Genomic DNA, 23,605 nt, shown 5'->3' on the forward strand with positions numbered 1-23,605 from the left:
AGGTGGAATATATTTGGCTTCATTGTTGTTGCTAATGTATTTCATGGCAACAAGTTTGATAATAATTATTTAATAAGTCCTATTTTTCTTCATTATTAATTTGCGTCTTGATATTTTTACCATAGCTTTAAAAAATGAGGTGATACAATATGAGTATTCGTATTAATATTGTTATATGTACTATAGCTTTATTATTAGTGGGGTGTAGAGGGAATGATACTCCTAATACCGTTGGGGCACCTGAAGGCTCTGTCGTGATTGAAGAACCAGATGATGCAGATGATGCAGATGATACAGGTGATGTAGACGATGTAGATGATACAGATGATGTAGAAATTGACCCTAATTTATTTCTTATTTCTGAAGAAAATGTTTTGAAAACAGAATCAATAGAACGAGAATTGAGAGATGGGTTAGACTTAGATAATATTACTGTATTTTATTTAAATGATACTCAATTTATTTTATCTAATAATACCCCTCGAACTATTGTTCAACCAGTTGTGAAAATAGAAGGTATTTTTTATATCATCGAAAAAACTATTGAAGCATTCACTAAAGCAACAATAAAATCACCGGTTTCTATTCAAGATAAAACGATTTTTTTTCATGAACAAACCCCATTTTTCAGAGTGCAAGTAAGTTCATTTAATACTAATACAAACGATGATAGTACACTGGATGCAACTGAAGTTCAGATAGAAGCCTATTTGAAAGAGCTACGTGGCTATCGAGTTGTAAATAATTATTTTTCTTATATTAATGATGCGCTTGTTTATTTAAAAAGTAGAGAACAAACTAGATCGGCGTTACAGCACACTCACTCAGAGGGTTATTGTGAGTTTGATCATGTGGGCTCTATTGCTAGCCGATATTCAGATACGAGTTCGATATCGGATAAAATATATAGTGTTTTAGATCACAAGCCTACGTCTAGTTATGAGGCTCGTTATGTTAATGGTTATGTTTACGGCATGGCGACAGTAGGAAACGGTTGGTTAAGCCTAGTCGATAAAGTGCTATATAAACCAGGTTGGATAAAACCTCACAATATATATTTGCATGAAAAACATCATAATCATGGCTTTGGTCATTCTGGAGGTCTAACTTACGGCTGGCCTGAAAGGTCAGCTGATTTTATCGAAAAGGCAGACTACTCGTTTTATGACAACCCAGAGCTACGCAGCATACCTGTCATAACTAAATATGATGTGACTGCACAAGATGATGGGACAATACAGGTAAATATTCGTTGGTTTCATAAAAACAAAGATGAACCTCAAACGTTAGATAAGTTCCTATTCATTGGTGGAAACAAGATGACCATTAACGAAATAGGATATGTTAATCAAGATGGATCAAAGACTAGCGTTGATTTTGACGAACAAGTTGATGAACAATTGATCACAATTTCGAAAGACAAAATACATATTCAAACGTCACCATTTTCTCAAATAAATAATAAAGAAATGCCGATTGGTTTGTACATTAATGCAAATTACCCAACGGAAACACAACGCGATCTTTTGGTGATCGCCGGTACGGAGAATAACGAGAAAGTCTATGGAAATATAAAAATTAACCTTTCTCATTTTGGTACTGGGCACCCAGACGGAGAAAGGGTGGTCTTTATCGAAAAAGAAGAACGAAAAACGGCTGCCGGTCAATATGTTCTCAGCGTATTAACATATTTACCAGAAGAAGCAAAACTATACTGTGAAGCTAAAGGCCTACAGTTAGGGACTCTCGAAGCATATAAAACGCGAGCCTTACTCGATTTTCAACATAAATATTTACCTTACCAATCAATGGTTGGTTTGTCGGCCGAAGACGGGACACCTATTGCCGTACAAAGCTCGTCAAATTGGCAGGTATCACATAGTAACTATACCGACAGAGGTGCGCTTATCGTTTGTGCGATTCCAGATTAAAATCTAGAGTCGTTTTATATCTAGAAAGCCAACCGGTTAAATCAGTTGGCTTTTTTAATTCTATTTTTTCAGCATTTTAGCAAGATCTGCGAACGGGTTGTGCGTAGCACCTTCATGTTCATCTTGGCCGGGTGTAATTTCTGAACCGTATTGGTCGTGGTCGGTATATTTTGAATGCTCATGATCGTGGCAATAAATACATAACAATTCCCAGTTACTACCGTCATTGGGGTTATTAGTATGATCATGGTCTTTGTGGTGGACCGTTAGTTCTCGCAGATTTGAATAGACAAATTCGCGTGCACAGTTTCCGCAAACCCACGGGTACATTTTTAATGCTCTGTCTCGGTAATCACTCTCTTTTCTAGCATATGCTGCACTACTACCATAAAAATCTGATGCCATGTTCACTCCTAACTTTTTACCACTTGAAAATCTGTCTTAGCGTAACACAATAAGGGTGAATTTCTAAAAGCAAAAAGCGCATTTAGACGATGCATGCTAATATAAAAAGCGTGTATCTATTAATGAAAAAATATCATGACAGCAACCAGTTACCTCAATAATTTAAACCAAGAATATTTGGCTATTCATAAAAACAAAGAAGACTTTTTTGGGAAACTTACATGGGAACCAGTGACGACCATGACGGCTCAACAAAAGCACAAACACAATGGACTCAATATTTAAGTAATCCAGATAAAATCAGTGAAATTTTACAGCAAATTAATGCTGCAGATAGCATAACAAATGAGCTTGAAAAACAGCAGACAAAAGAAGGTTTAACTGGGTGGCTTGCTATGTTTCGTGCGCATTCTATAGAATCTGCGAAGGCACAAAAGCTAAAAGAAAAGTTGATTCAACTGGAAGCGGATTTGTTTGAGAAGAAACAGAGTCACTTGATGCATTATGTGAACGAGCAGGGCGAATCAGCGGAAGGTTCTTTACCTATATTATCTTCAATCATTCGTACACATAATAACGAGCAGGTAAGGAAGTCCGCCCATAAGGCTCTGATTGACTTAGAGCAGTGGCTGCTTGCCAATGGTTTAATAGAACTTATTAAGCTTAGAAATCAATTTGCTCAGTCTTTAGGCTATAAAACCTATTTTGATTATTCGATAGAAAAAACGGAGCAGATGACAACGAATCAACTTTTTACCATTTTGGATGACTTTGAGCGACGGACTCGTGACGGTCATTTAGACAGTTTAAAGAATCTCGCTAAAATAAAAGGCAAACAAGCGTTATCTGCGTCTAATTTTGTTTACTCTTTTGCTGGTGATATAATGAGAGATTTGGACCAATATGTACCATTTTCTCAATCCTTACGTCGTTGGGTCGAATCGTTTGGCCGCTTGAATATTGATTACTCTGGAGCGGAACTTACACTAGATTTATTAGATAGAAAGGGCAAATATCCGAATGGTTTTTGTCATGATCCTATCCCTTCATTTTATGATCAAGGTTCATGGATAGCAGCAAAGGTCAACTTTACGAGCAATGCTAAACCTGACCAAATTGGGAGCGGATATGATGGCATCAATACGCTTTTTCACGAGGGAGGTCATGCTGCGCATTTTTCTAATGTCAAAATGAATGCACCTTGTTTTTCACAAGAATTTGCACCTACTTCAATGGCATACGCTGAAACTCAATCAATGTTTTGTGATAGCTTACTTACGGATGCAGATTGGCTTAAACAGTATGCTATTAACGCGGATGGTGAACCTGTTTCTGAAGAGATTATTAAGGGCATTATTGACAGTAAACAGCCGTTCAAAGCGTATGAAGAGCGGAGTATTTTGGTGGTGCCTTATTTTGAACGTGATCTATATTTACTCACTGATAACGAATTGACACCAGAAATAATCACGCAGCTTGCCCGCGATTGTGAGAAAAAAATATTAGGTTTGGAGTGCAGTCCAAGACCATTGATGGCTATCCCTCATTTACTTTCAGATGAGTCAGCTTGTTCCTATCAAGGTTACCTGTTAGCTCATATGGCGGTTTATCAGACGCGCGCTTATTTTATGGGCAAATTTGGTTACTTAACGGACAACCCAGAGATTGGTCCACTTTTAGCAAAGCATTATTGGGCAGCAGGCAACAGTGTTTCTCATAACCAATCCATTAAAGCCTTAACAGGTGAAGGTTTTAATGCGAAATATCTAGCTGATGAGTGCAATTTAACGGCAGATGCTGCGTGGAAGTTAGAGCAAGCTAAGATATCAGCTTTAGCATCGCGAGAGCGTGCAGATTTAAGGTCGCTTAACGCGAGCATGAAAATAGTTGATGGTTCGATAGTATTGGCATCAAACGAACTATCAGACGATGATATGTGCTGTCAGTTTGAGCACCACATCGAGCAGACCTACAAGTAATTATATAGGTTGTATGTTTGAAGCACTTAGTAGTGCTTCAAACCATCTACAACATTTTCATATGTGAATGTAAAACCCAACTGGAGCAGTTTGTCTGAACTGATCTTTTTCGCTGGCTCATTGTTTAACTTTGGTAACGTTAACTCATCGTGATAGTGCTGTATCGCTTGGTTATAAAACTCGTATTTAGTGACAGTATTTGGAGAAGTGACATTAACCACTTGATTGTGGACTTCAGTTAAACTGAATATCACCGCATTAATAACATCTTGTAAATGCACCATATTTACGGGAGCAACTTTGCTGACACTGCGCATTTTATTGACAAATCTAGCTGGGTGCCTATTGGGTCCAAATAGGCCTGAGCATCGCAATATCGCGTACTCAATTCCAGAATCTATTAGTGATTGTTCGGCGGTTAACATTATTTGTGCATTTTCTGAAAAATGATTATTGCTCTTAGCTAACGACAAAGAAGCATCATTTTCATTCATAACCTCATTAGTATTAGGGTAAACCGAAGTAGAACTAACCATGATGATTTTTTCTACCCCAGCTTCTTTGGCGCTGTTAATAAGGGATTGCCAACGAATTGCATAGGCTTCTCCCTCTCCTTTTCGAAATCCAGGAGGAAAAACACCAATTACGGTTCTAATATCTCTAGCTTGAAATTGTTCTGTTACAAAGGGATCTGCAGTTGGAATATGTGAATCTAAGCGCAGAGCGAAGCAGGGGATAGATAACGCTTCCAACTCTCTCAGTCTTTCAGTAGACGTTCGGGTGGCGAATACAGGTTTATCCATGGAATCTAAACGCTGCGTTAATGGAAAGCCCAACCACCCAGCTCCAATGATTGCTATGCTAGTCATTGAATTACGTTATTTAAGCTGTAAGTATACGCAATACTCTATAGGCACTTTCTGCCACTTCTATACCTTCGTCAGTCAAATAACCACCGTCAGGTAAGGTACAAAGGTTTTTTGCATATAGACGCTTAACAGCCTCTTGTAATTCTTCTGTGGCATCATTATGGACTTTAATGCCTGTTGCGGCACTGCTGATATCAAACTGAAGAAGTAAGTTAAGTTCCGCTATGTTCTCTGTTGTGTATTTCATGTGTAATTCCTTCGCTATTTCATCTTTATATGCCATCAACATTAAATTGCATTCAGTCTCGGAACAAGATTCGATAGTAAGAACTGTTAGCTATGATGGAAATGGTTAATATTAGAACGATATTAAGGGGGCTGATAGGAAACGTATCCGCTATAGATATAGCTAAAATAGATAAAAATAATATTTTAATAGCTAGAATGAAGTGACGATTAAAATAATTGTGGTGAATAGATAATTCGGCTTGAAATGTGAGCTGGATCATAGGAATATCCGCGCATTATTTTAGTAACGAAGAAAACATAAAAATGAATATGAACCAATTTGATTCTTTATTGCCACCTCAAATGGCAGAAAAAGCGGCTGAGGCAGGAGTAGGTAAAGCGACTAAAGACCCTATGAAATCATTTTTGCTAGCGATAACCGCTGGTATTCATATTGGTATCGCATTTATTTTTTACACTACCGTTACTACGGGTACAGAGTCTGTTCCATACGGATACAGTCATTTCATAGGCGGGCTCGCATTTAGTCTTGGTCTTATACTCGTTATTATCACTGGTGGTGAACTGTTTACAAGTTCGGTATTAACTTTGGTAGCGCATGCCAGTGGTAAAATCACTTGGCGTAATCTTATTTCTAACTGGTGTGTGGTGTATACGGGAAACCTAATTGGGGCACTTGGTTTAGTGGCTATTATGTTAGTGGCGAAACAGTATACTTTTGACGATGGTGCCGTCGGTATTAATGCGATGAAAATTGCACAACACAAACTTCATCATGGATTTTTTCAAGCCGTAGCATTGGGAATCATGTGTAACGTATTGGTGTGTGTTGCTGTTTGGATGACGTTTAGTGGCCGGAGTCTTACAGATAAAATTATGGTAACGGTATTGCCTGTTGCAATGTTTGTGTCGTCAGGATTTGAACACTGCATTGCGAATATGTTTCAAGTACCAATGGCGATAGGCATTAAAATGTTTGCTAGTCCGGAATTCTGGCAAGCTGCTGGTACGACAGCCGCAGAGTTTTCTGATTTAACCTTAACCAATTTTATAATGAATAATCTTATTCCTGTTACGCTAGGAAATATTATTGGTGGTGGAATTTTTGTTGGAATGGGTTACTGGTTAATTTATCTACGAGACTAATAGACTTGCTTTCATATTGATGAGTATGCCTTGCTAGTGAAATGGGGCAGATATTATATGTGATTTATGCCGAAGGTCAGCATGCGAATGCTGGCCTATTATGTCAAATGGATATAAGAAAATTTAGCGATAGAACTCAATCATACAAGTGTTTATCCACAATATCTGTGGATAAATTGTTAGACGCTAATAAAAATAAGCTTTTTATAATCGCAAGCTATTTTTCAAGAAATTGCACCTTGATTCTCCCTTCTTTTGTAATGGTCTGCTTTAAACTAAGTTGAAGCGAAATGGTAATTGATACAGACATCATAACGAAGATTGCTATCAGAATAATCATTTGATATTTGATTGCAATTATCGGACTGGTTCCCCCTAATATCTGCCCCGTCATCATACCGGGAAGTGTCACTAATCCGGTTGTCGCCATAGAGGCAAGTATTGGTGCAAGCGCCTTCTGCATAGCTGCACGTACAAATGGAATAGACGCATATTGTGGTGTTGCCCCTAGAGATATGGCTGCCTCGTATTCGGTTTTTCGTTGTTCATAGGCACCGTACAGATTTTGCAATGCCACGATATTTCCACTAAGGCTGTTACCCAGCAGCATTCCAGATAATGGGATAATGTACTGTGCGCTATACAGAGGCGATGGCTGGATTACTCCGACAGACAAAATAATAAGCAGTGGTGCCAATCCTACCAACAACCCAGTCAACACAGGCATGAATAAAAATTTAGACGGTAACTTAGCTTTACCAATGATAGCGTTGCTTCCTACTACTATCATCACGCAGAGCCATAAAAGATTCAGTAGTAGATTGTTGGTTTGAAAAACAAACTCTAAATAGATGCCTACCAATATAAGCTGAACGGCCATTCTAATGATTGCTACTACCATGTCCTTCATTAATTCCAGTTGATAGCGATTATTGATATACAAAGGAACAAGAAGTACTAAAGAGAAAAGCGAAAGCTGTATCCAAGAAATATCTAAGGTTGTCTGCATTGTCTGTTTCACCTAGTTAGAAGAACTAAAGAGCATACCGTATTTTGAAAATAATCGTGATGATAGCTTTGGATTGCGACCGGGATTTTACAGAACGGTAACATTAAAAACGACGAATAAAGGATTTGTTTACTGCTCATAAACACGATTTATAACGGAAAATTAGCCTTTAATTGTTGTCATAAATTGCTTTTCCTTAACAAATTTTACCAATATTAATTTTACATATTTGTTCACATATAAACACATAAAATATTAATAAAACACATCTCCGTTCCATGTCAAAAAAGCCACGAATAACTTGCCCTGTATGACCTTACGCTATTGAACCACATGTTTTTTGTGGATTAAGATCTTACTTAACGAATGAATTATTGTCCGGTTAATTTGAAATACGATTAGCTGAATCTAGTCACATAGTGAGTGTATGTATGAAAAATGTTAACAAAAGCATGGATGCTGAAACTCGATCCTTAGAGTGGAAATCTTTTTTAATAATATCCGTGGTTCTGTTTCCCGTTTTAAGTGTTGCGATGGTTGGTGGATACGGATTTTTGATTTGGTTTATGCAGGTGTTTTTCATGGGGCCTCCGGGTATTCATGGTTAACCCTCGTTTCTTTTTTAGAATTCAATTTATAGAGAACCAATTATGACTTCCTTAATTAAAAATCTTTGGACAACCATGACTCGCCCGGCTGTGCATATAAGCCTAGGCGTGTTAACTCTGGGTGGCTTTATCGCCGGTATTGTTTTTTGGGGTGGCTTTAACACGGCACTTGAAGCAACCAATACAGAAGAGTTTTGTATTAGCTGTCACACCATGGAAGCCAATGTTTATAAAGAGCTTCAAGAAACAGTCCATTGGAAAAATAACTCAGGTGTACGTGCCACATGCCCGGACTGTCATGTCCCTCATGAGTGGACTGATAAAATTGCTCGTAAGATGCAAGCGTCTAAAGAAGTCTTTGCTCAGGTCTTTGGTAATTACGATGAACCTGGGGTCTTTGAAGAGCGCCGTAAAGAACTTGCACAGCATGAGTGGGACAGGTTCTCTGCTAACGGCTCTCTTGAATGTAAAAATTGCCACAACTACGACTCTATGGATTTTGATTCCATGTCAACGGCTGCCCAAACGCAGATGAAACTTGCTGCGGAAAAAGACCAGAGTTGTATAGATTGCCATAAAGGCATCGCACACAAGCTTCCAGAAGGCATGAGTGGCGCGGGAAGCATGATGGAAGAGCTCGAAGAAATGGCATTGAAGACCAATTACGACGTTGGTCAAAGTATTACGACTATTCGACACCTCGCTCTATTCGAAGATTCCGCTATGACAATTGACGCTGGGAAAATACTGCCTGCGTCTAGCGTAACTATCCTTGCTCAAGAAGGTGATGCCATTCAAGTCCAAATTGAAGGTTGGCGAAAAGCACGTGGTTTTGCGCGAGTCATCCAAGAAGAATTCGGAATGAACATTGGTGTCGCTTCGTTAACCAAGTCCGCAGCAAAAAATAAGAAGATCATTGAGAAGCACGAGAAGAAAGTCGACGACTTAACTGGCCTGCCTTGGCAACGTGTTACTGCGAAACTGTGGATGAAGAAAGAGACAGTAATCAACAGCATTGATCCGATTTGGGAAAAATCGAAAGTGGCATATCAATCTAATTGCTCTACCTGCCACACACAACCAGAAGAAGGACACTTCGATACGAATACTTGGCCCGGAATGTTCAACGGTATGTTGGCTTTCGTTAATTTCGACACAGACACCGAAGCCCTCATCTTAAAATATTTACAAAAACACTCTTCAGATTTCTCTGAAGATAGCCATTAAGCTTTAAGGAGTAACCCTATGACTATAACAAGAAGAAGCTTTCTTAAAGGTGCAGCAGCAACAAGCGCTGTATCTGTAATTGGTCCTAGCTTGTTAATGTCGGCAAAAGCAAGCGCTGCTGATGCTGGTACATGGAAAACAACTGGGTCACACTGGGGCGCATTTCGCGCGTTAGTGCAAGACGGCAAAGTACAAGAGATAAAGCCACTTGAATTAGACAAACACCCAACTGAAATGATAAACGGCATCAAAGGGATTATTTATAGTCCTTCACGTGTTCGTTACCCAATGGTTCGTTTAGACTGGCTTAAAAAGCACAAATATGCTGCCGATACACGCGGTAATAATCGTTTTGTACGTGTTACTTGGGATGAAGCCATTGACCATTTTTACAATGAGCTAGAGCGAGTGCAGAAAGAGTACGGCCCATGGGCTTTGCACGCGGGACAAACTGGTTGGCGTCAAACAGGTCAAGTACACTCTTCTGGTAATCACATGCAACGTGCTGTTGCAATGCACGGTAACTTCATCAAAAAAGTAGGTGACTACTCAACGGGTGCTGGTCAAACTATTCTTCCTTATGTTTTAGGTTCAACAGAGGTGTACGCTCAAGGTACGTCTTGGTCTGAAATTTTAGAAAATAGTGACAACATTATTCTGTGGGCCAACGATCCAGTTAAAAACCTTCAAGTAGGGTGGGCATGTGAAACACATGAATCGTTTGAGTATCTCGATCAGCTAAAAGAAAAAGTAGCAAAAGGAGATATCAACCTAGTATCTGTAGACCCTGTGAAGAACAAGTCACAGCGTTTCTTTAACAATGACCATATGTATATTCATCCGCAAACAGATGTTCCATTTATGTTAGCGCTTGCTCATACATTGTATAAAGAAGAGCTTTACGACGAAGATTTTGTAGACACTTATTGTTTAGGTTTTGAAGAGTTCATCGCCTATGTTAACGGTGAAACAAAGGATAAAGTCGAGAAAACACCAGAATGGGCTGCGGAAATTTGTGGAATAAGTGCAGACAAGATCCGTGAGTTTGCTCGTATGTTAACCAATGGACGTACGCAACTCTTGTTTGGTTGGTCAATTCAACGTCAGCAACATGGTGAGCAACCTTATTGGATGGGTGCGGTATTGGCAGCAATGCTTGGCCAAGTAGGCTTGCCAGGTGGTGGTGTTTCTTATGGTCACCACTATAGTTCTATCGGTGTACCTTCAACTGAGTTCGCTACTCCGGGTAGTTTTCCACGTAACCCAGAGCAAGGGACTAAGCCTAAATGGGATAATAGCGACTTCAATGGTTACAGTAAGGTAATTCCGGTTGCTCGCTGGATTGATTGCTTAACTGAACCAGGTAAAGAGATTCGCCACAACGGCAATACAGTGAAACTTCCGGGTTATAAGATGATGGTTATTTCCGGCTGTAATCCATGGCATCACCACCAAGACCGTAACAACATGAAGAAAGCGTTCAAAAATCTTCAAACAGTTGTGACGGTAGATTTTAACTGGACAGCAAGTTGTCGTTTCTCAGACATTGTTCTTCCGGCTTGTACGCAATGGGAGCGGAATGACCTAGATGGTTATGGCTCATATTCTAAGCGTGGATTAGTAGCCATGCATAAATTGGTTGAACCACTATTCGAATCAAAGTCTGATTTCGATATCATGACAGAGCTAACCAAGCGCTTTGGACGTGACAAAGAATATACGCGCGGCATGAATGAGATGCAGTGGGTCCAACACTTATATAACGAATGTCGTAAAGCAAATACAGGCAAGTTTGAACTTCCAGAGTTCGATGCGTTTTGGGAGAAAGGGTATTTCGATGCAGGTAAAGGTAAGCCTTGGGTTCGCCATGCTGCATTCCGTGATGACCCAGAAACCAATGCATTAGGTACACCTTCTGGTTTCTTAGAGATATCTAGTCGTAAGATTGGTCGTTTTGGCTATGAAGAGTGTCAAGAGCACCCAATGTGGTTCGAGAAAAGTGAACGTTCACACGGTGGTCCTGGTTCTGATAAACACCCGTACTGGCTGCAGTCTTGTCACCCAGACAAGCGCCTCCATTCTCAAATGTGTGAATCAGAAGAGATAAGAGCAACTTACGCTGTAAATGGTCGTGAGCCTATCTACCTTAACCCTGAAGATGCGAAATCAAAAGGTATTAAAGATGGCGATGTAGTCAGAGTCTTTAATGATCGTGGTCAGCTTTTAGCTGGCGCAGTACTTATGGATTCTTATGCCAAAGGTGTTGTCCGTATTGAAGAGGGCGCATGGTATGGACCGGCGAATGAGAAGGTTGGATCGATCGATACCTATGGCGATCCTAATACACTAACTCAGGACATCCCAGCGTCTGAACTATCTCAAGCAACATCAGCGAATACGTGTTTAGTTGATTTTGAGAAGTTTACCGGAGAGCTTCCGCCAGTGACTGCATTTGGTGGTCCAATTGAGATGAAAGCGTAGCTAGTATCTTATGCCAATCTGGAAAGTTAACGTTTTAATCGCTTATCTAGCGTGGTACTAGTATTCGTTACAAAGTTAAAAATGCCGACTTGTTTAAAAAGAGTCGGTATTTTTTTACGGGCAAATTCTGTCGAATGTAAGGTTATTGATTCACATATTCTTTGAAGCGAGCCTTGGTTTCTGGCGATGCTTTGTCATACCAAAAGTGTAGCATTTCTTCTGCGGTGTCCGCGTTAGGTGTGTTAGATGTTGAAGTGGCTTGTTTAGGTATAGCCTCAATTGCCGCTGCCGTTGCGACTGAAGATGTTGCTTCGATAGAGGTAGATACAGTCGATGAAGTAGTGCTGGTAGGGGGTAGCGATACGGTATGACGTTTGCTCTTAATCGCAGCAGGTCCACCAGCCTCGTTATAATCTTCCGTTTCCCTTACGTAATTACGACCTATCTGCATACCATCTATTCTTAGAGTATCTTCTGCTTTTTCGATAACTTTCTTGTCACTATCAATTAGGGACCACCTTATATTTCCTATGTTTTCCCCTGCTTCAGCAGCGTTTCTAAATTCGGGAAACTGAAAGGTTATATTAGTATCTTGTGCCGTGAACTTAGCAATAATTACAGGTGTATCAACACGGGTATAATTATCGCCCCGATTATAAGTGTAGCTATAACGAAATATTATCTGGTTTTCGCCATTTGGTAGCTTTGCGGTCTGCTTGGAGGAAAAAAACTACTGTCTACTTTTGCTTTTTCACCATTTACAACCAAAAGCTCTAGGCTAGAATTTGCTGTCAATTCAACACTAGATAAAGCCGAAAAACTAATGGAACTAACTATCGCTAATGTAATGATTTTTAGATGCTTCATCTGGTTTATATTCCAATTGTTTGTTGTCTATAATGGACTTTTTGTTGTTTTGATTTGTGATAATAAAGTCAAATTGTTTCACCGATTAAAAGATTTGTATAAAATGAAAAGCAAGTAGTAAGAATTATTTGCAATCAACCCAATGACAAATTCTAAAAATCAGGTAAAGTATTCGTCATTAAAAACAGGTCAAATAAGACTTTATTCCATAATTATAAACTTGTATAGGATATAACATGATTCAAGTTGTCGGTCATAAGAACCCAGATAGTGATAGCATTTGTAGTGCATTAGTTGCCACCGAGTTACTTAAAGCTCGAGGCCTTGAAGCAAGACCCGTTCGTCAAGGTGAGCTTAACCGCGAAACTCAGTATATTCTTGAGCAAGCGGGTGTAGAAGCCCCAGAAATGTGTACAAGTGTAGCGGGTGAAAAAGTTTGGTTGGTTGATTATACCGATGTTTCTCAAGCACCTGACGACATCAATGAAGCAGAAATCGTGGGTATTGTTGACCACCATCGTCTCGGCGATGTTATGACAATTAATCCATTAGAAGCGTGGATTTGGCCTGTAGGTTGTACATGTACTATCTTATTTAATCTTCTAAAAATGGAAGAAGTAACCATTACTCGTGAAATGGCAACCTTGATGATGTCGGCTATCCTTTCTGATACCGTGGGCTTTGCGTCTCCAACGTGTACTCAAAAAGACAAAGACGCCGTTGAGGCACTTGCTAAGTATGCAGAAGTGACCGACTTAGATGCATTTATTAAAAACCTGTTGATAGCTAAAACAGATATCGAAGGTCTGAATGCTGCTCAATTGGTAGAAAAAGATCTTAAAGCTTACCCTTTCCTTGGTAAAAACGTGGTTGTTGGTCAAATAGAACTTGCAACGCTTGAGCAAGTAGACGGTATGATTGAGGCTCTGGAAGTTGACCTTCAACGTCGTTGCGATGAAGAAGGCCTAGCCTTTGCGGCCGTGATGCTTACTGATATCACTTCGGCAACGACTCGTCTTCTTTATAAAGGCGAGATGGCTGAAAAACTTGTTAAGCATGAAAAAGATGGTTTACTCATGATGGAAAATACACTGAGCCGTAAAAAGCAAGGCTGGCCTTGGCTTCAAAACGAATTAGTGTAGTAGCAATAACATAATTGATGAAAGAGCGAAGGTGGTCTACCTTCGCTTTTTTTGATCGTAAATTATAAATCCGAGGTAAGTATGGTTGATAAACTCGATAGCGAAAAATTGCAACAGATAAACAATATGGACGCTGACCAGCGAATGAAGTATGGCATCAAAGAGATGGTGACTAATCGCTGTGTATGGATTCTTAAGGATGACCACGGATGCGTCATGCTAAATACAGATGATGACGATTGTGTTCCAGTTTGGCCGAACGAAGAATTTGCGGCGCAGTGGGCTACAGGTGAGTGGGAACATTGCACAGCGGAAAGCATCTCTATTAATAAATGGCACAGTCGCTGGACACATGGTCTAGAAGACGACGAGTTATCTATTGTGGTGTTTCCAAATATCAACGAAGAAGGCGTTGTGCTTTACCCAGATGAATTTGATTTTGAACTAAAGAAACAAGCGCAAAAACTGGATAGAAAATAAGTTATCTGAGATAAAAAACCGTAGAAATACCCTAGGTTATCGAACGAACGCTATGTTGAAAGCAGCTAAGCTTTAAGGTTTAGCTGCTTGGTGATTAGCCCCTTTTATAATTTGGTGCTTTATAAAAATGGCTATCAACTAACCTTTGTGTAATAGGGTGTTCTGGACTGGTAAGAACCTGATTGGTGTCGCCATATTCAACCACATCACCTTCATGCATTACCATTACCTTATCGGTAATGTGCTTAATAATCCCGATATGCTGAGAAGCATAGACAAATGAAACGCCCATCTCATCTTGAAGCTCTAGGAAAAGGTTGATGATTTGCGAGCGCATTGCCATATCTAAACCGTTTAACGCCTCATCTGCAATGATGATAGAAGGCTGCAAGATAAGAGCTCGAGCAAGGCAGACGCGCTGTTTTTGACCTGCTGCTAACATTTGAGGATAAAAATACGCATGTTCTGGTAGTAAGCCAACTCGAACTAGAGTGTCTTTAACTCGTTTCATACGTGCTTCTGCTGGCATTTCAGTATTACGTCGAAGAGGTCCCTCAAGGGTGCGTCCAATCTGGATTCTTGGGTTCAGAGAACTATTTGGATCTTGAAATATCATGCGTATAAGCTTACAACGTGTTGAGTAATCTCGGTGCTCTAGCTTTTCACCATTTACACGAATCTCTCCACTCGTTGGTTCACAGACTCCGGCAAGCATTTTGGCCAATGTGGATTTTCCAGAGCCATTTTGTCCGATCAAGCCAATAGTTTGTCCCGCCTCTAAAGAAAAGCTTACTGGTTTAACTGACTGTTGTATCTTTTTTCTAAAGAACCCAGAACGCGTCACAAACTGTTTCGAAAGGCCATTAACCTCAAGTAAAGACTCATTCATTATTTAGCCCCTGTGTTCAACGGGAAGTGACAAGAATATTTATGTCCCTTTATTTTCTTAGAATAAGGGATCTCAACACATTGTCTCTGTGCATAGGGACAGCGAGGCCCTAATCGACAACCTATAGGTAAGTGTTGTAGCGCCGGGATTGAACCTGGTAAAGATTGTAATTTTTGCTTATGGGGAATCCAATCACTAAAATCGGGCATCGCTTTCAAAAGTGCGATGGTATAAGGATGTTTTGGTGCTTTGAGAATTTGTTCTGTTGCAGCCGATTCTACAGATTGGCCGCAGTACATAACGGTAATTCTTGTTGCCCATTGTGTGATTGTTGTTAGGTCGTGCCCTATAAGTAAAATAGTCGTGTTATGAACTTGGTTCATACGGCTCAATAAACGCAATATCTGTGATTGGGTAATAGGATCCAAATCATTGGTTGGTTCATCGGCAATCAACAAGCGAGGTTTAGCGGCAATGGCCATCGCTATCATTACTTTTTGGCATTCACCATCGGTAAGCTCATATGGATAGCTGCTCATTATCCTTTTATGATCCTTGATACCAACTTTATGCAGTAACGCCACGGCTTGTTTCTTACGCCACTTTAGACGTTGCCACCAGCGACCTTGGAAAGTTTGCGATGGTATGGATTCTGCCAATTGGTTACCCACCGCTTCAGATGGGTCTAAACAGGTGGAGGGCTCTTGGAATATCATCGCGACATCTTTAGCGATAACTTTGCGCCTTTCTTTCGGTGTCAACTGGAGCAGATCAACGTCTCCAAATCGCATTCGATCGGCACTAACACGCCAATTATCTTTGCAGATACCAACTATCGCTTTAGCGACGAGGCTTTTACCAGAACCTGATTCACCTACTAAACCACGTATGTCACCTTCTTGTATCGTAAGGCTCATTCTATCGACAGCCTTGACTAATCCATGTGGTGTTTCTATTTCAATGGTTAGGTGCCTAAAATCCAGTAATGGCATTACTCAACTCCTGCATTTAATGCTTGTCGAATACCTTCACCGACCAAATTTATAACAATAACCGTAAACATGATGGCTAAACCGGGCAGTGTGACCGTCCATGGAGCAAGGTAAATCAACTCAACAGAATCACCTAAAATAGCACCCCATTCGGTGCTGGGTGCTTGTGCTCCTAAGCCTAAAAAGCCAAGGGCGGTGATATCCATAATTGCCAATGTTAATGCCATAGTGACTTCTGCAGCGATGATGGCAAGAATATTGGGGAATATAGAATTAAGCAATAAATACAGATCATTAGCACCATCAAGGCGAGCTGCCATAATGTAATCTTTTTCTAGTTCTGCGTGTATCGCTGTATAGATTGAACGGATAAACCTTGGTATCAACGCCAAACCAATAGCCAATAATATATTAAACTCACCAAAGCCTAAAAAAGCGACAAAAATGATGGCTAAAAGTAGTGAGGGGATTGACATAACGGTATCAAATAGGTGGTTCAGCGTACTAGACAGCAAACCACGCGTCATCCCAGCTAAAATACCGATAAAGCTACCAATTAAGCCTGCGATAATAGTGACTAAAATGGCGGCGCCAAACGTATATCGAGACCCGGTTAAAATTCTTGAAAGGATATCTCGACCAAGATCGTCGGTACCCAAGAAATATTCAATACTACCTTCTGTTGCCCAAGATGGTGGAACCAATAAATGACCGGTTTGCAGGTTTGGATCATGCGGAGCAATCCAGTGTGCTGTTAGTGTAATTAATATTATTAGGCCAAGACACCAGACACCAAACATCGCTAAATTGTTATTGCGGAAACTCTTAGCAAAACGTTCGAACTGAGTAGGTATATGTTCCTCTTGATATATGCTATTGGTTAACATACCACTCTTTCCTTACTAATGGATTCGATAACGTACCAAGTAAATCAGACAATATATTGGCAGATAAAACGAAGGAGGCGACCACCATAACCCCCGCTTGAATTGAGGCGTAATCTTGATTGGCTAACGCATTTAAAAGCCATCTGCCAATTCCTGGCCAGTTAAAAATAGATTCTGTGATAATGGCAAAGGTGATCATACTTGAAAGTTGCACGCCTAATGTTGGAAATATGGGCGGTAAAGCATTGCGAAAAACATGTTCAGTGATAATTTCACGTGTCGATAAACCCTTAATTCTCGCTGCACGAATGTAATTTTGAGTCATAACTTCTGCAACAGAGGCCCTCATCAATTGAACAATTTGTGTAGTAGGTGCAAGTGCAAGGACTAGGGATGGTAAAACTAAATGCTCCAATACACTCTGTAGTGCTTCGGCTTTATAAGGGTTGTCAGATAAGAATGCATCAATGATGGCAAAGCCTGTAACATGCTCAATCTCGTACAATAGATCATATCGGCCTGAGACAGGGAGTAGCTCCATGTCTAATGAAAAAAACATGATCAATAAAAGCGCTACCCAGAATAATGGTGCGGAGTACCCAGACATCGATGTGAATGAAATGACAGTATCGATAAACTTACCTTGTCGCATACCCGCGATAGTTCCGACAGGGATACCAATAAAAAGAGCAAGCATGAAAGAGATGAAAACAAGTTCTAGCGTGGCAGGAAAAACCACCACAATATCTTCAATGATTGGGTAACCTTGTTTATTTAAACCAAAGTTTAAATTCCATAATTCTTGTACATAGTGCGACCAACCCTGTAAGTAACTCATGTGAGCCCAAGGAGACTCGTTGTCTAAGCGGAGAATGCTAAAACCGACAAAGGTCAATATAATTAATGTAATCGCAAAGAGGTTAAAGCGACGAATAGTATAACGAAACATCTACTTGACTCTCCTAACTTTGTGAAAACTCTTGGACGTGAATGGGCTAGATTCAAAGCCAGTGAGCGATTGATGGTATGTCAAAAACTGAGCACCGTGAGCAATCGGAATGACGGGAACTTCCTCATTCATCATATATTGTGCTTCTTTATATAAGTTTAGTCGGTATCTCTCTTGATTGGTCTCTCTTGCTAAATCTAATAAAAAATCAAAATCAGGGTTACACCACATAGATACGTTTAAACCTGACTCTTCGGCACTACACGAAAGCAGTGGACGTAAGAAGTTATCTGGATCTCCCGTACTTGCGTTCCATCCGGTGAGAATTAAATCTATATCAGTATGTTTCGACAATTCGGTACGATTAAATCGGTCACTAGTAAATAATTCTAGCTCGATACCAATGTCAGCATACTGTGCTTGAATTAATTCTGCTGTTTTTCTTGGGCTAGGGTTATAAGGACTGGCTTCTAACGGTACCCACATTGAAAGTTTTAGGCCTTGAGTATAGCCTGCGTCTCGTAGTAAACCCACGGCATAATTTTTATCGTACCTTATTTGATTGGAGTCTTTTTGATACGCCCAAGAGCTTGGTGGCAATATGGAATAAGCTTGTTCACCTGTTCCAAAATAGACAGCATCTAGGATACTTTTCCGATTGATTGAGAGGCTTAACGCTTTCCTGACTCGTTGATCGCTCAATGCTGGGTGCTCTGTGTTGATAGCGATAAACGAAACGTTCATCGAAGGCTTAGCTTCCAATATTAAGTCATGGTGCTGTTTGATAATTGGTATTTGACTAGAAAGTGGGGAGTAGAGAACATCACACTCTTTGCGTAGCAGCTTGGCAAGAGGCCCAGTACCACGAGAAGAAATATCAAATACTACTTGTTCAAGTTTTGGTTCGCCTTGCCAGTACTTAGGGTGCTTTTTAAGCCTTACTAAATCACCGACCTGATATTCAGCCAAATAGAACGGGCCTGTACCAACAGGTAACTCATCGATAAGATTTTTTTCGTCTTTGATTTCGAGTTGTAACGCATACTCTTTCGATAAAATAACAGCGTGAGTAGTGGAAATGTTGGATAGAAAAGTGTTGTCAGCTTTATTTAAAGTAAATTTTACGGTTTGTGAGTCTATGGCTTCAACCCTTTTTACTAGTTCACTGAATCCAATACTTTCAAACCAAGGGTAACTTGCATTACCGACTAAATAAAAAGAGTGGTTAGGGTCTATCAAACGGTTAAAGCTAAACAGAACGTCGGAGGCATTAAGGGCTCTGGTTGGTGTAAACCAATCAGTGCTCTGAAACTCAACACCTTGTTTGAGCTTAAAAGTATATTCTGTACCGTCTTTATTGACTTGCCAGGATGTGGCAATACTGGCAACTGGTTTTTGAGTCGTAGGATCAAGCGTTAGCAACGAATCATAAATTTGCGGGCTCAATGATTCTGCAGTGATGCCACCTTCCACTAACTGTGGATTGAAGGAATTTGGAGCGCTATGTCCACAAGAGACAAAACCTTGTTTGCGAATTTTTTCGTGATCAATATTGTCGCTACACCCGATCAGTAATCCGATACTAAAGAATCCTGTGGTGAACTTTAAAATTGCTTTCATAGAAAGAGTTATCATTGATTGAGAACGGGCAAACAAAATATGCCTAAAGAACCGCATAATTTAACACTTTTTTTAGTCAGACCAATTCTTTAGGGTACTTAAGTAACAAAGTGGCAAGATTTACTGCTAATCGGTATGCGCTATGGTAAACCTAATTTCGCTACTTCGTTTACTCTTGTTGGTTCTGAGTATTCTCGTTTGCTTGGCCAACAATATTATATTTTCGTAGCATCCCACGAATCTGATGATAACTTAGATTAAGTAACTCAGCTGCGGTACGCTGATTGTGTTTAGCTTCTTCCATAACCTGATGGAGTAATTGGATATCTTGTTGCTCTTGCCATTTTTTATAATCGATGGGCAGTTCTAACGTTGTTAGTTTATGTTCTTCGACACTGTCTAGTATATTGGTTGCACTTGAATCTTCCCATTCACATTTGAAGGGGTCTAAAACGAGGTTGTCTATTGGAAGATCAGATTTTCCATGTTGATAAACGGCACGTTCTATAACATTTTTTAACTCTCGTACATTTCCGGGCCATTGATGTTCTAATATTTCGTTGGTCACCCTATCTGTAAAGCCGACAAATAATGGAAGTGATAATTCACGACACATTTTCATCGCGTAATGTTGAGCAAGCAAAAGGATATCTTCTTTACGCTCTCTTAGTGGTGGAAGATGAACCACATCAAATGCCAACCGATCTAATAAATCCGCACGGAACGTTTCACTTCTTGCCATTTTTGGAAGGTTTGCATTGGTGGCACAAACAAGCCTAACGTTTGCATTAAGAGTTTTACTTCCACCAACTCGTTCATATTGCCCATACTCAATAACTCGAAGCAGTTTTTCCTGTACTGATAACGGTGCTGTCGCCAACTCATCTAAAAACAGCGTACCGCCTTCCGCACGCTCAAACCGCCCTTGATGTCGCCCCTTAGATCCAGTAAAAGCCCCGGCCTCATGGCCAAAAAGTTCCGTATCAATGAGACCTTCACTTAGGCTGGAGCAGTTAAGCATCACCAATGGTTGATCCCAACGTTTCGACAAATAATGCAGTCTTTGTGCAATTAATTCTTTACCTGTCCCTCGTTCTCCAACGATAAGCACAGGTCTTTCGATAGGAGCCAAGCGAGAAACTTTATCTAAAACAGAAAGAAAAAGTGGTGATTCTCCAATCAGGGTTTGTTGTTCCACATTGCACTCCAAAATTAGGGTGGTAATTTTTACCAATAGTTGGTTATATTTATCATAGCATACTGATAGAAAAATCGCTCTACTCATTAACTTCTTGTATTATAAATAAAAAAATATTGGCATGGATATTGGAATATAGTTTGTAAACCTGAAGCTATTCCAGACTTAAATAGCGTTAGGATTCATTGTCGTATTACTAAGGAGATATATCATGGGTATTTTTTCGCGTTTCGCTGATATCATCAATTCAAATGTAAGTTCTTTGCTAGACAAAGCCGAAGACCCAGAAAAAATGATCCGTCTTATACTACAAGAGATGGAAGATACCTTGGTCGAGGTACGTACCAACTCGGCGAAGGCAATTGCTGATAAAAAAGAGCTTTCCCGCCGTGTTAGTTCTATGGAATCACATATTGAAGAGTGGCAAAACAAAGCGTCATTAGCGTTAACGAAAAGTCGAGAAGATTTGGCACGAGCGGCGCTGATAGAAAAGCAAAAACTTATCGATATCGTGAAAAGTTTACACATTGAGCAATCATTGGTTGAAGAAACTATCGACAAATTGACCGGCGAAATCAGCAAGCTAGAAACTAAAATTAATGAAACACGAGCTAAGCAACAGGCGTTAGTGATTCGACGTGAAGCCGCTGGGAGTCGCCGAGACGTGCAAAAGCACCTTCATACTAGCCGTACAAACGAAGCTTTTTCTAAATTTGAACAGTATGAGCGAAAGATTGATCAGTTAGAGGCTGAAGCTGATACCTATGAGATGTCAGGAAAAGCCAAGTCTTTGGATCAAGAATTTGCTGAGCTACAAGCAAGCGACGAGATTGAAAAAGAGTTGCAAAAACTAAAAGAAAAGATGAATAAAGACCAATAACTAGGAGTTACTAATATGACAGCGGCCATAATTACCGGACCTATCATAGTATTTTTGATTTTTGTTGCGCCGATTTGGTTATTTCTTCACTATCGTGGCAAAACAAAGTCCGAACAAGGCTTGACCAGTGAAGATTACGAACGTCTAGAGTCTTTAACCTCTAAAGCAGAGTCATTGCAAAAGAGAGTCGATACGTTAGAGCGTATCTTGGACTCGGAGTCACCAAGTTGGAGACAGAATCATGAAAGATAGACAACTATACCGTGATCCGGTGAATGGCAAGCTAGCGGGGGTATGTGCTGGTATTGCCAATTATTTTGGTTTAGAAATCTGGCTAGTTCGAATATTGGTGGTCTCTGCTGCGCTTTTGGGTGGTAGCTTTTTGGTTGTGGTTGCTTATGTTGCATTTACGTTGATGTTAGAAAAGCAACCGTATGAATATCAAGAAACCATCAAGACCAAACAAGACCACAAAATTAAAAACAAAGCATGGCAGGCAGGGCAAACTCCTGAAAGTCTACTCAATAATATCGACAATGAACTGGCTCGGGTAGAAAATGGCGTAAGAAACATAGAAGCCTATGTTACGTCCGAGTCTTTTAAAGTGAACAGAGAATTTAGCAAGCTCTAATGAAAAAGTTGATCTTTAGCAATAACCGCGCTTAATTATCAGTAGGTTATGCTCTAAGGCACTAGCAAATCTTATCATCATCATCTATGTTATTAGTTAGCACTATAAAGCTATTACATGGATGATGTTTTATGTTTAAGTCCCAACTCTTTACCTTTCTCTTTTGTACTCTATTACTCGCTGGGTGCAAAGAAGCCCCTCCAGTCCCAGAGCCAGATTCTCGACCCGCTAAATTGTTTGCCGTTTCTGTTGGCAATAACGACTTAGTCAGAACATTTCCAGCCATCGCTCAAGCCGGAGATAAGGCGGTTATGGCGTTTCGCGTACCCGGCCAGTTGAGCCAACTCAACGTTAACTCAGGTGATCTCGTAGAGCGTGGGGATATACTTGCAGCGTTGAATCCGGATGAATATGAATTGCTACAAAAGCAGGCACGAGCCAATTTCGAGTTAGCAAATGTTCAATACCAACGAATGAAAAAACTACGAAAGGATCAAGTAGTATCAGAACAGGACTTCGATAAAGCGCTGGCTACCTATAAATCCGCCAACGCTTCGTTAGACCAAGCGTCAGCAAACCTTAGTTACACTAGTTTGATTGCGCCATACGCTGGGACTGTTTCTATTGTTAATGTAGAAAATCACGAATATATCAGCGTTAACCAACCCGTGATGAATGTTCAAACCACTTCAGTTTTAAAAATTGAATTTCAGTTACCAGGCTATCTGTTAAATCGATTTCGTGGTGGGCCGAATAAAAAAGCAACCATGACTTTCGATTCTTTCCCACAAGAATCATTTTCTGTTCAGCTGCTTGAAATAGATACGGAAGCTGATTCAAAGACCAACAGTTATAAAACCACCTTAGTTATGGATAGACCGGATGAAGTTGGTGTATTACCGGGGATGTCAGGGCAAGTTAGAGTATCTCTACCGAAAACAGACGCAACCGATGTTCCGGATAGTGCCTTGTTTACTGAAAACGAAAAGCAGTATGTTTGGCGCGTTAACGAAGAAGGCTTAACGGAGAAAGTAGAAATAGTATTAAGTGAAAAAGGGACGGTAGAGTCGGGATTAAATGATGGTGATTTGGTGGTGATTTCTGGTGTAGCAGGCGTTGAAGAAGGCACCAAAGTCCGAGAATGGATTAAAGAGAGAGGGCTATAA

The 23,605-nt window shown here is 40.1% G+C and carries 23 protein-coding genes and 1 pseudogene; 12 read left to right on the forward strand and 12 right to left on the reverse strand.

Translation table 11 applies throughout. The features are described 5' to 3' along the window. Positions 1-149: 149 nt before the first annotated feature. Positions 150-1,931, forward strand: coding sequence for a hypothetical protein (locus PGX00_RS08060; RefSeq protein ID WP_272135108.1), 1,782 nt, complete (start codon positions 150-152; stop codon positions 1,929-1,931). Between the two features lie 60 nt (positions 1,932-1,991). Here PGX00_RS08060 and PGX00_RS08065 read toward each other — a convergent pair whose 3' ends face one another. Continuing rightward, positions 1,992-2,336, reverse strand: coding sequence for a YajD family HNH nuclease (locus PGX00_RS08065; RefSeq protein ID WP_272135110.1), 345 nt, complete (start codon positions 2,334-2,336; stop codon positions 1,992-1,994). A 135-nt stretch (positions 2,337-2,471) separates the two neighbouring features. Here PGX00_RS08065 and PGX00_RS08070 point away from each other — a divergent pair. Then, positions 2,472-4,315: pseudogene (locus PGX00_RS08070) on the forward strand (M3 family metallopeptidase). Positions 4,316-4,341: 26 nt separating this feature from the next. On the opposite strand, the gene PGX00_RS08075 reads toward PGX00_RS08070, so the two are convergent. Together PGX00_RS08075 and PGX00_RS08080 are read right to left on the reverse strand one after the other, a co-directional pair. After that, positions 4,342-5,184 (reverse strand): NAD-dependent epimerase/dehydratase family protein, encoded by an 843-nt coding sequence (locus PGX00_RS08075; RefSeq protein WP_272135113.1) that lies wholly within the window; start codon positions 5,182-5,184, stop codon positions 4,342-4,344. Between the two features lie 13 nt (positions 5,185-5,197). Further along, entirely contained in the window at positions 5,198-5,431 is a 234-nt protein-coding gene (locus PGX00_RS08080) for a TIGR02647 family protein (RefSeq protein ID WP_272135115.1), read from the reverse strand. 305 nt (positions 5,432-5,736) lie between these two features. Here PGX00_RS08080 and focA point away from each other — a divergent pair, with 305 nt between their 5' ends. Then, positions 5,737-6,579, forward strand: a complete 843-nt coding sequence (gene focA, locus PGX00_RS08085; protein ID WP_272137991.1) for a formate transporter FocA — start codon at positions 5,737-5,739, stop codon at positions 6,577-6,579. A gap of 217 nt (positions 6,580-6,796) precedes the next feature. Here focA and PGX00_RS08090 read toward each other — a convergent pair whose 3' ends face one another. Beyond that, positions 6,797-7,588: an ABC transporter permease gene (locus PGX00_RS08090; protein WP_272135117.1), complete on the reverse strand. Its 792-nt coding sequence runs from the start codon at positions 7,586-7,588 to the stop codon at positions 6,797-6,799. Between the two features lie 431 nt (positions 7,589-8,019). Between PGX00_RS08090 and torE the strand changes: the two genes are divergently transcribed. The 3 genes from torE to torA are packed head-to-tail and all read left to right on the forward strand — an operon-like array spanning position 8,020 to position 11,904. Then, positions 8,020-8,196, forward strand: coding sequence for a trimethylamine N-oxide reductase system protein TorE (gene torE / locus PGX00_RS08095; RefSeq protein ID WP_272135120.1), 177 nt, complete (start codon positions 8,020-8,022; stop codon positions 8,194-8,196). A gap of 42 nt (positions 8,197-8,238) precedes the next feature. Next, on the forward strand, positions 8,239-9,423 hold the full coding sequence (gene torC, locus PGX00_RS08100; protein WP_272135122.1) for a pentaheme c-type cytochrome TorC: 1,185 nt from the start codon (positions 8,239-8,241) through the stop codon (positions 9,421-9,423). Between the two features lie 18 nt (positions 9,424-9,441). Then, positions 9,442-11,904: a trimethylamine-N-oxide reductase TorA gene (gene torA / locus PGX00_RS08105; RefSeq protein ID WP_272135125.1), complete on the forward strand. Its 2,463-nt coding sequence runs from the start codon at positions 9,442-9,444 to the stop codon at positions 11,902-11,904. 142 nt (positions 11,905-12,046) lie between these two features. Here torA and PGX00_RS08110 read toward each other — a convergent pair whose 3' ends face one another. Together PGX00_RS08110 and PGX00_RS08115 are read right to left on the reverse strand one after the other, a co-directional pair. Next, positions 12,047-12,586 carry a DUF2057 family protein gene (locus tag PGX00_RS08110; protein WP_322107872.1) on the reverse strand — a complete coding sequence of 180 codons (540 nt, stop codon included), beginning with the start codon at positions 12,584-12,586 and terminating at the stop codon, positions 12,047-12,049. After that, positions 12,583-12,771, reverse strand: coding sequence for a DUF2057 domain-containing protein (locus tag PGX00_RS08115; RefSeq protein WP_272135126.1), 189 nt, complete (start codon positions 12,769-12,771; stop codon positions 12,583-12,585). Before PGX00_RS08115 ends, PGX00_RS08110 begins: the two co-directional genes overlap by 4 nt. Positions 12,772-13,007: 236 nt before the next feature. Here PGX00_RS08115 and PGX00_RS08120 point away from each other — a divergent pair, with 236 nt between their 5' ends. After that, positions 13,008-13,913, forward strand: a complete 906-nt coding sequence (locus PGX00_RS08120) for a manganese-dependent inorganic pyrophosphatase (protein WP_272135128.1) — start codon at positions 13,008-13,010, stop codon at positions 13,911-13,913. Between the two features lie 81 nt (positions 13,914-13,994). Further along, positions 13,995-14,393: a DUF2750 domain-containing protein gene (locus PGX00_RS08125; protein ID WP_272135130.1), complete on the forward strand. Its 399-nt coding sequence runs from the start codon at positions 13,995-13,997 to the stop codon at positions 14,391-14,393. Between the two features lie 94 nt (positions 14,394-14,487). Here the strand turns inward: PGX00_RS08125 and PGX00_RS08130 are convergent, their stop codons facing one another. The 6 genes from PGX00_RS08130 to pspF all read right to left on the reverse strand — a co-directional run bounded on the left by PGX00_RS08130 (position 14,488) and on the right by pspF (position 21,015). Continuing rightward, positions 14,488-15,282 carry a peptide ABC transporter ATP-binding protein gene (locus PGX00_RS08130; RefSeq protein WP_272135132.1) on the reverse strand — a complete coding sequence of 265 codons (795 nt, stop codon included), beginning with the start codon at positions 15,280-15,282 and terminating at the stop codon, positions 14,488-14,490. Continuing rightward, positions 15,282-16,274: a peptide ABC transporter ATP-binding protein gene (locus PGX00_RS08135; RefSeq protein WP_272135135.1), complete on the reverse strand. Its 993-nt coding sequence runs from the start codon at positions 16,272-16,274 to the stop codon at positions 15,282-15,284. The genes PGX00_RS08130 and PGX00_RS08135 overlap by 1 nt, the downstream gene beginning before the upstream one ends. Continuing rightward, a complete protein-coding gene (locus tag PGX00_RS08140) occupies positions 16,274-17,161 on the reverse strand; it encodes an ABC transporter permease subunit (protein ID WP_272135137.1) in 888 nt (295 codons plus the stop codon). The genes PGX00_RS08135 and PGX00_RS08140 overlap by 1 nt, the downstream gene beginning before the upstream one ends. Further along, the gene (locus tag PGX00_RS08145) at positions 17,148-18,110 is read right to left on the reverse strand and encodes an ABC transporter permease (protein WP_272135139.1); all 963 of its coding nucleotides are present in this window, start codon (positions 18,108-18,110) and stop codon (positions 17,148-17,150) included. Before PGX00_RS08145 ends, PGX00_RS08140 begins: the two co-directional genes overlap by 14 nt. Further along, positions 18,111-19,730 carry an ABC transporter substrate-binding protein gene (locus PGX00_RS08150; protein ID WP_272135141.1) on the reverse strand — a complete coding sequence of 540 codons (1,620 nt, stop codon included), beginning with the start codon at positions 19,728-19,730 and terminating at the stop codon, positions 18,111-18,113. Positions 19,731-19,899: 169 nt separating this feature from the next. Further along, complete coding sequence (gene pspF, locus PGX00_RS08155; RefSeq protein ID WP_407702343.1) at positions 19,900-21,015, reverse strand: phage shock protein operon transcriptional activator; 1,116 nt, start codon at positions 21,013-21,015, stop codon at positions 19,900-19,902. Positions 21,016-21,139: 124 nt separating this feature from the next. Here pspF and pspA point away from each other — a divergent pair, with 124 nt between their 5' ends. From pspA to PGX00_RS08175, 4 genes are all read left to right on the forward strand, one after another. Beyond that, complete coding sequence (pspA, locus tag PGX00_RS08160) at positions 21,140-21,808, forward strand: phage shock protein PspA (protein WP_272135145.1); 669 nt, start codon at positions 21,140-21,142, stop codon at positions 21,806-21,808. A 15-nt stretch (positions 21,809-21,823) separates the two neighbouring features. Further along, entirely contained in the window at positions 21,824-22,060 is a 237-nt protein-coding gene (gene pspB, locus PGX00_RS08165) for an envelope stress response membrane protein PspB (protein ID WP_272135147.1), read from the forward strand. After that, positions 22,050-22,439, forward strand: coding sequence for an envelope stress response membrane protein PspC (gene pspC, locus PGX00_RS08170; RefSeq protein ID WP_272135150.1), 390 nt, complete (start codon positions 22,050-22,052; stop codon positions 22,437-22,439). Before pspB ends, pspC begins: the two co-directional genes overlap by 11 nt. 131 nt (positions 22,440-22,570) lie before the next feature. Then, positions 22,571-23,605, forward strand: a complete 1,035-nt coding sequence (locus PGX00_RS08175) for an efflux RND transporter periplasmic adaptor subunit (RefSeq protein WP_272135152.1) — start codon at positions 22,571-22,573, stop codon at positions 23,603-23,605.

Source organism: Vibrio algarum, from assembly GCF_028204155.1.
GTDB lineage: Bacteria > Pseudomonadota > Gammaproteobacteria > Enterobacterales > Vibrionaceae > Vibrio > Vibrio algarum.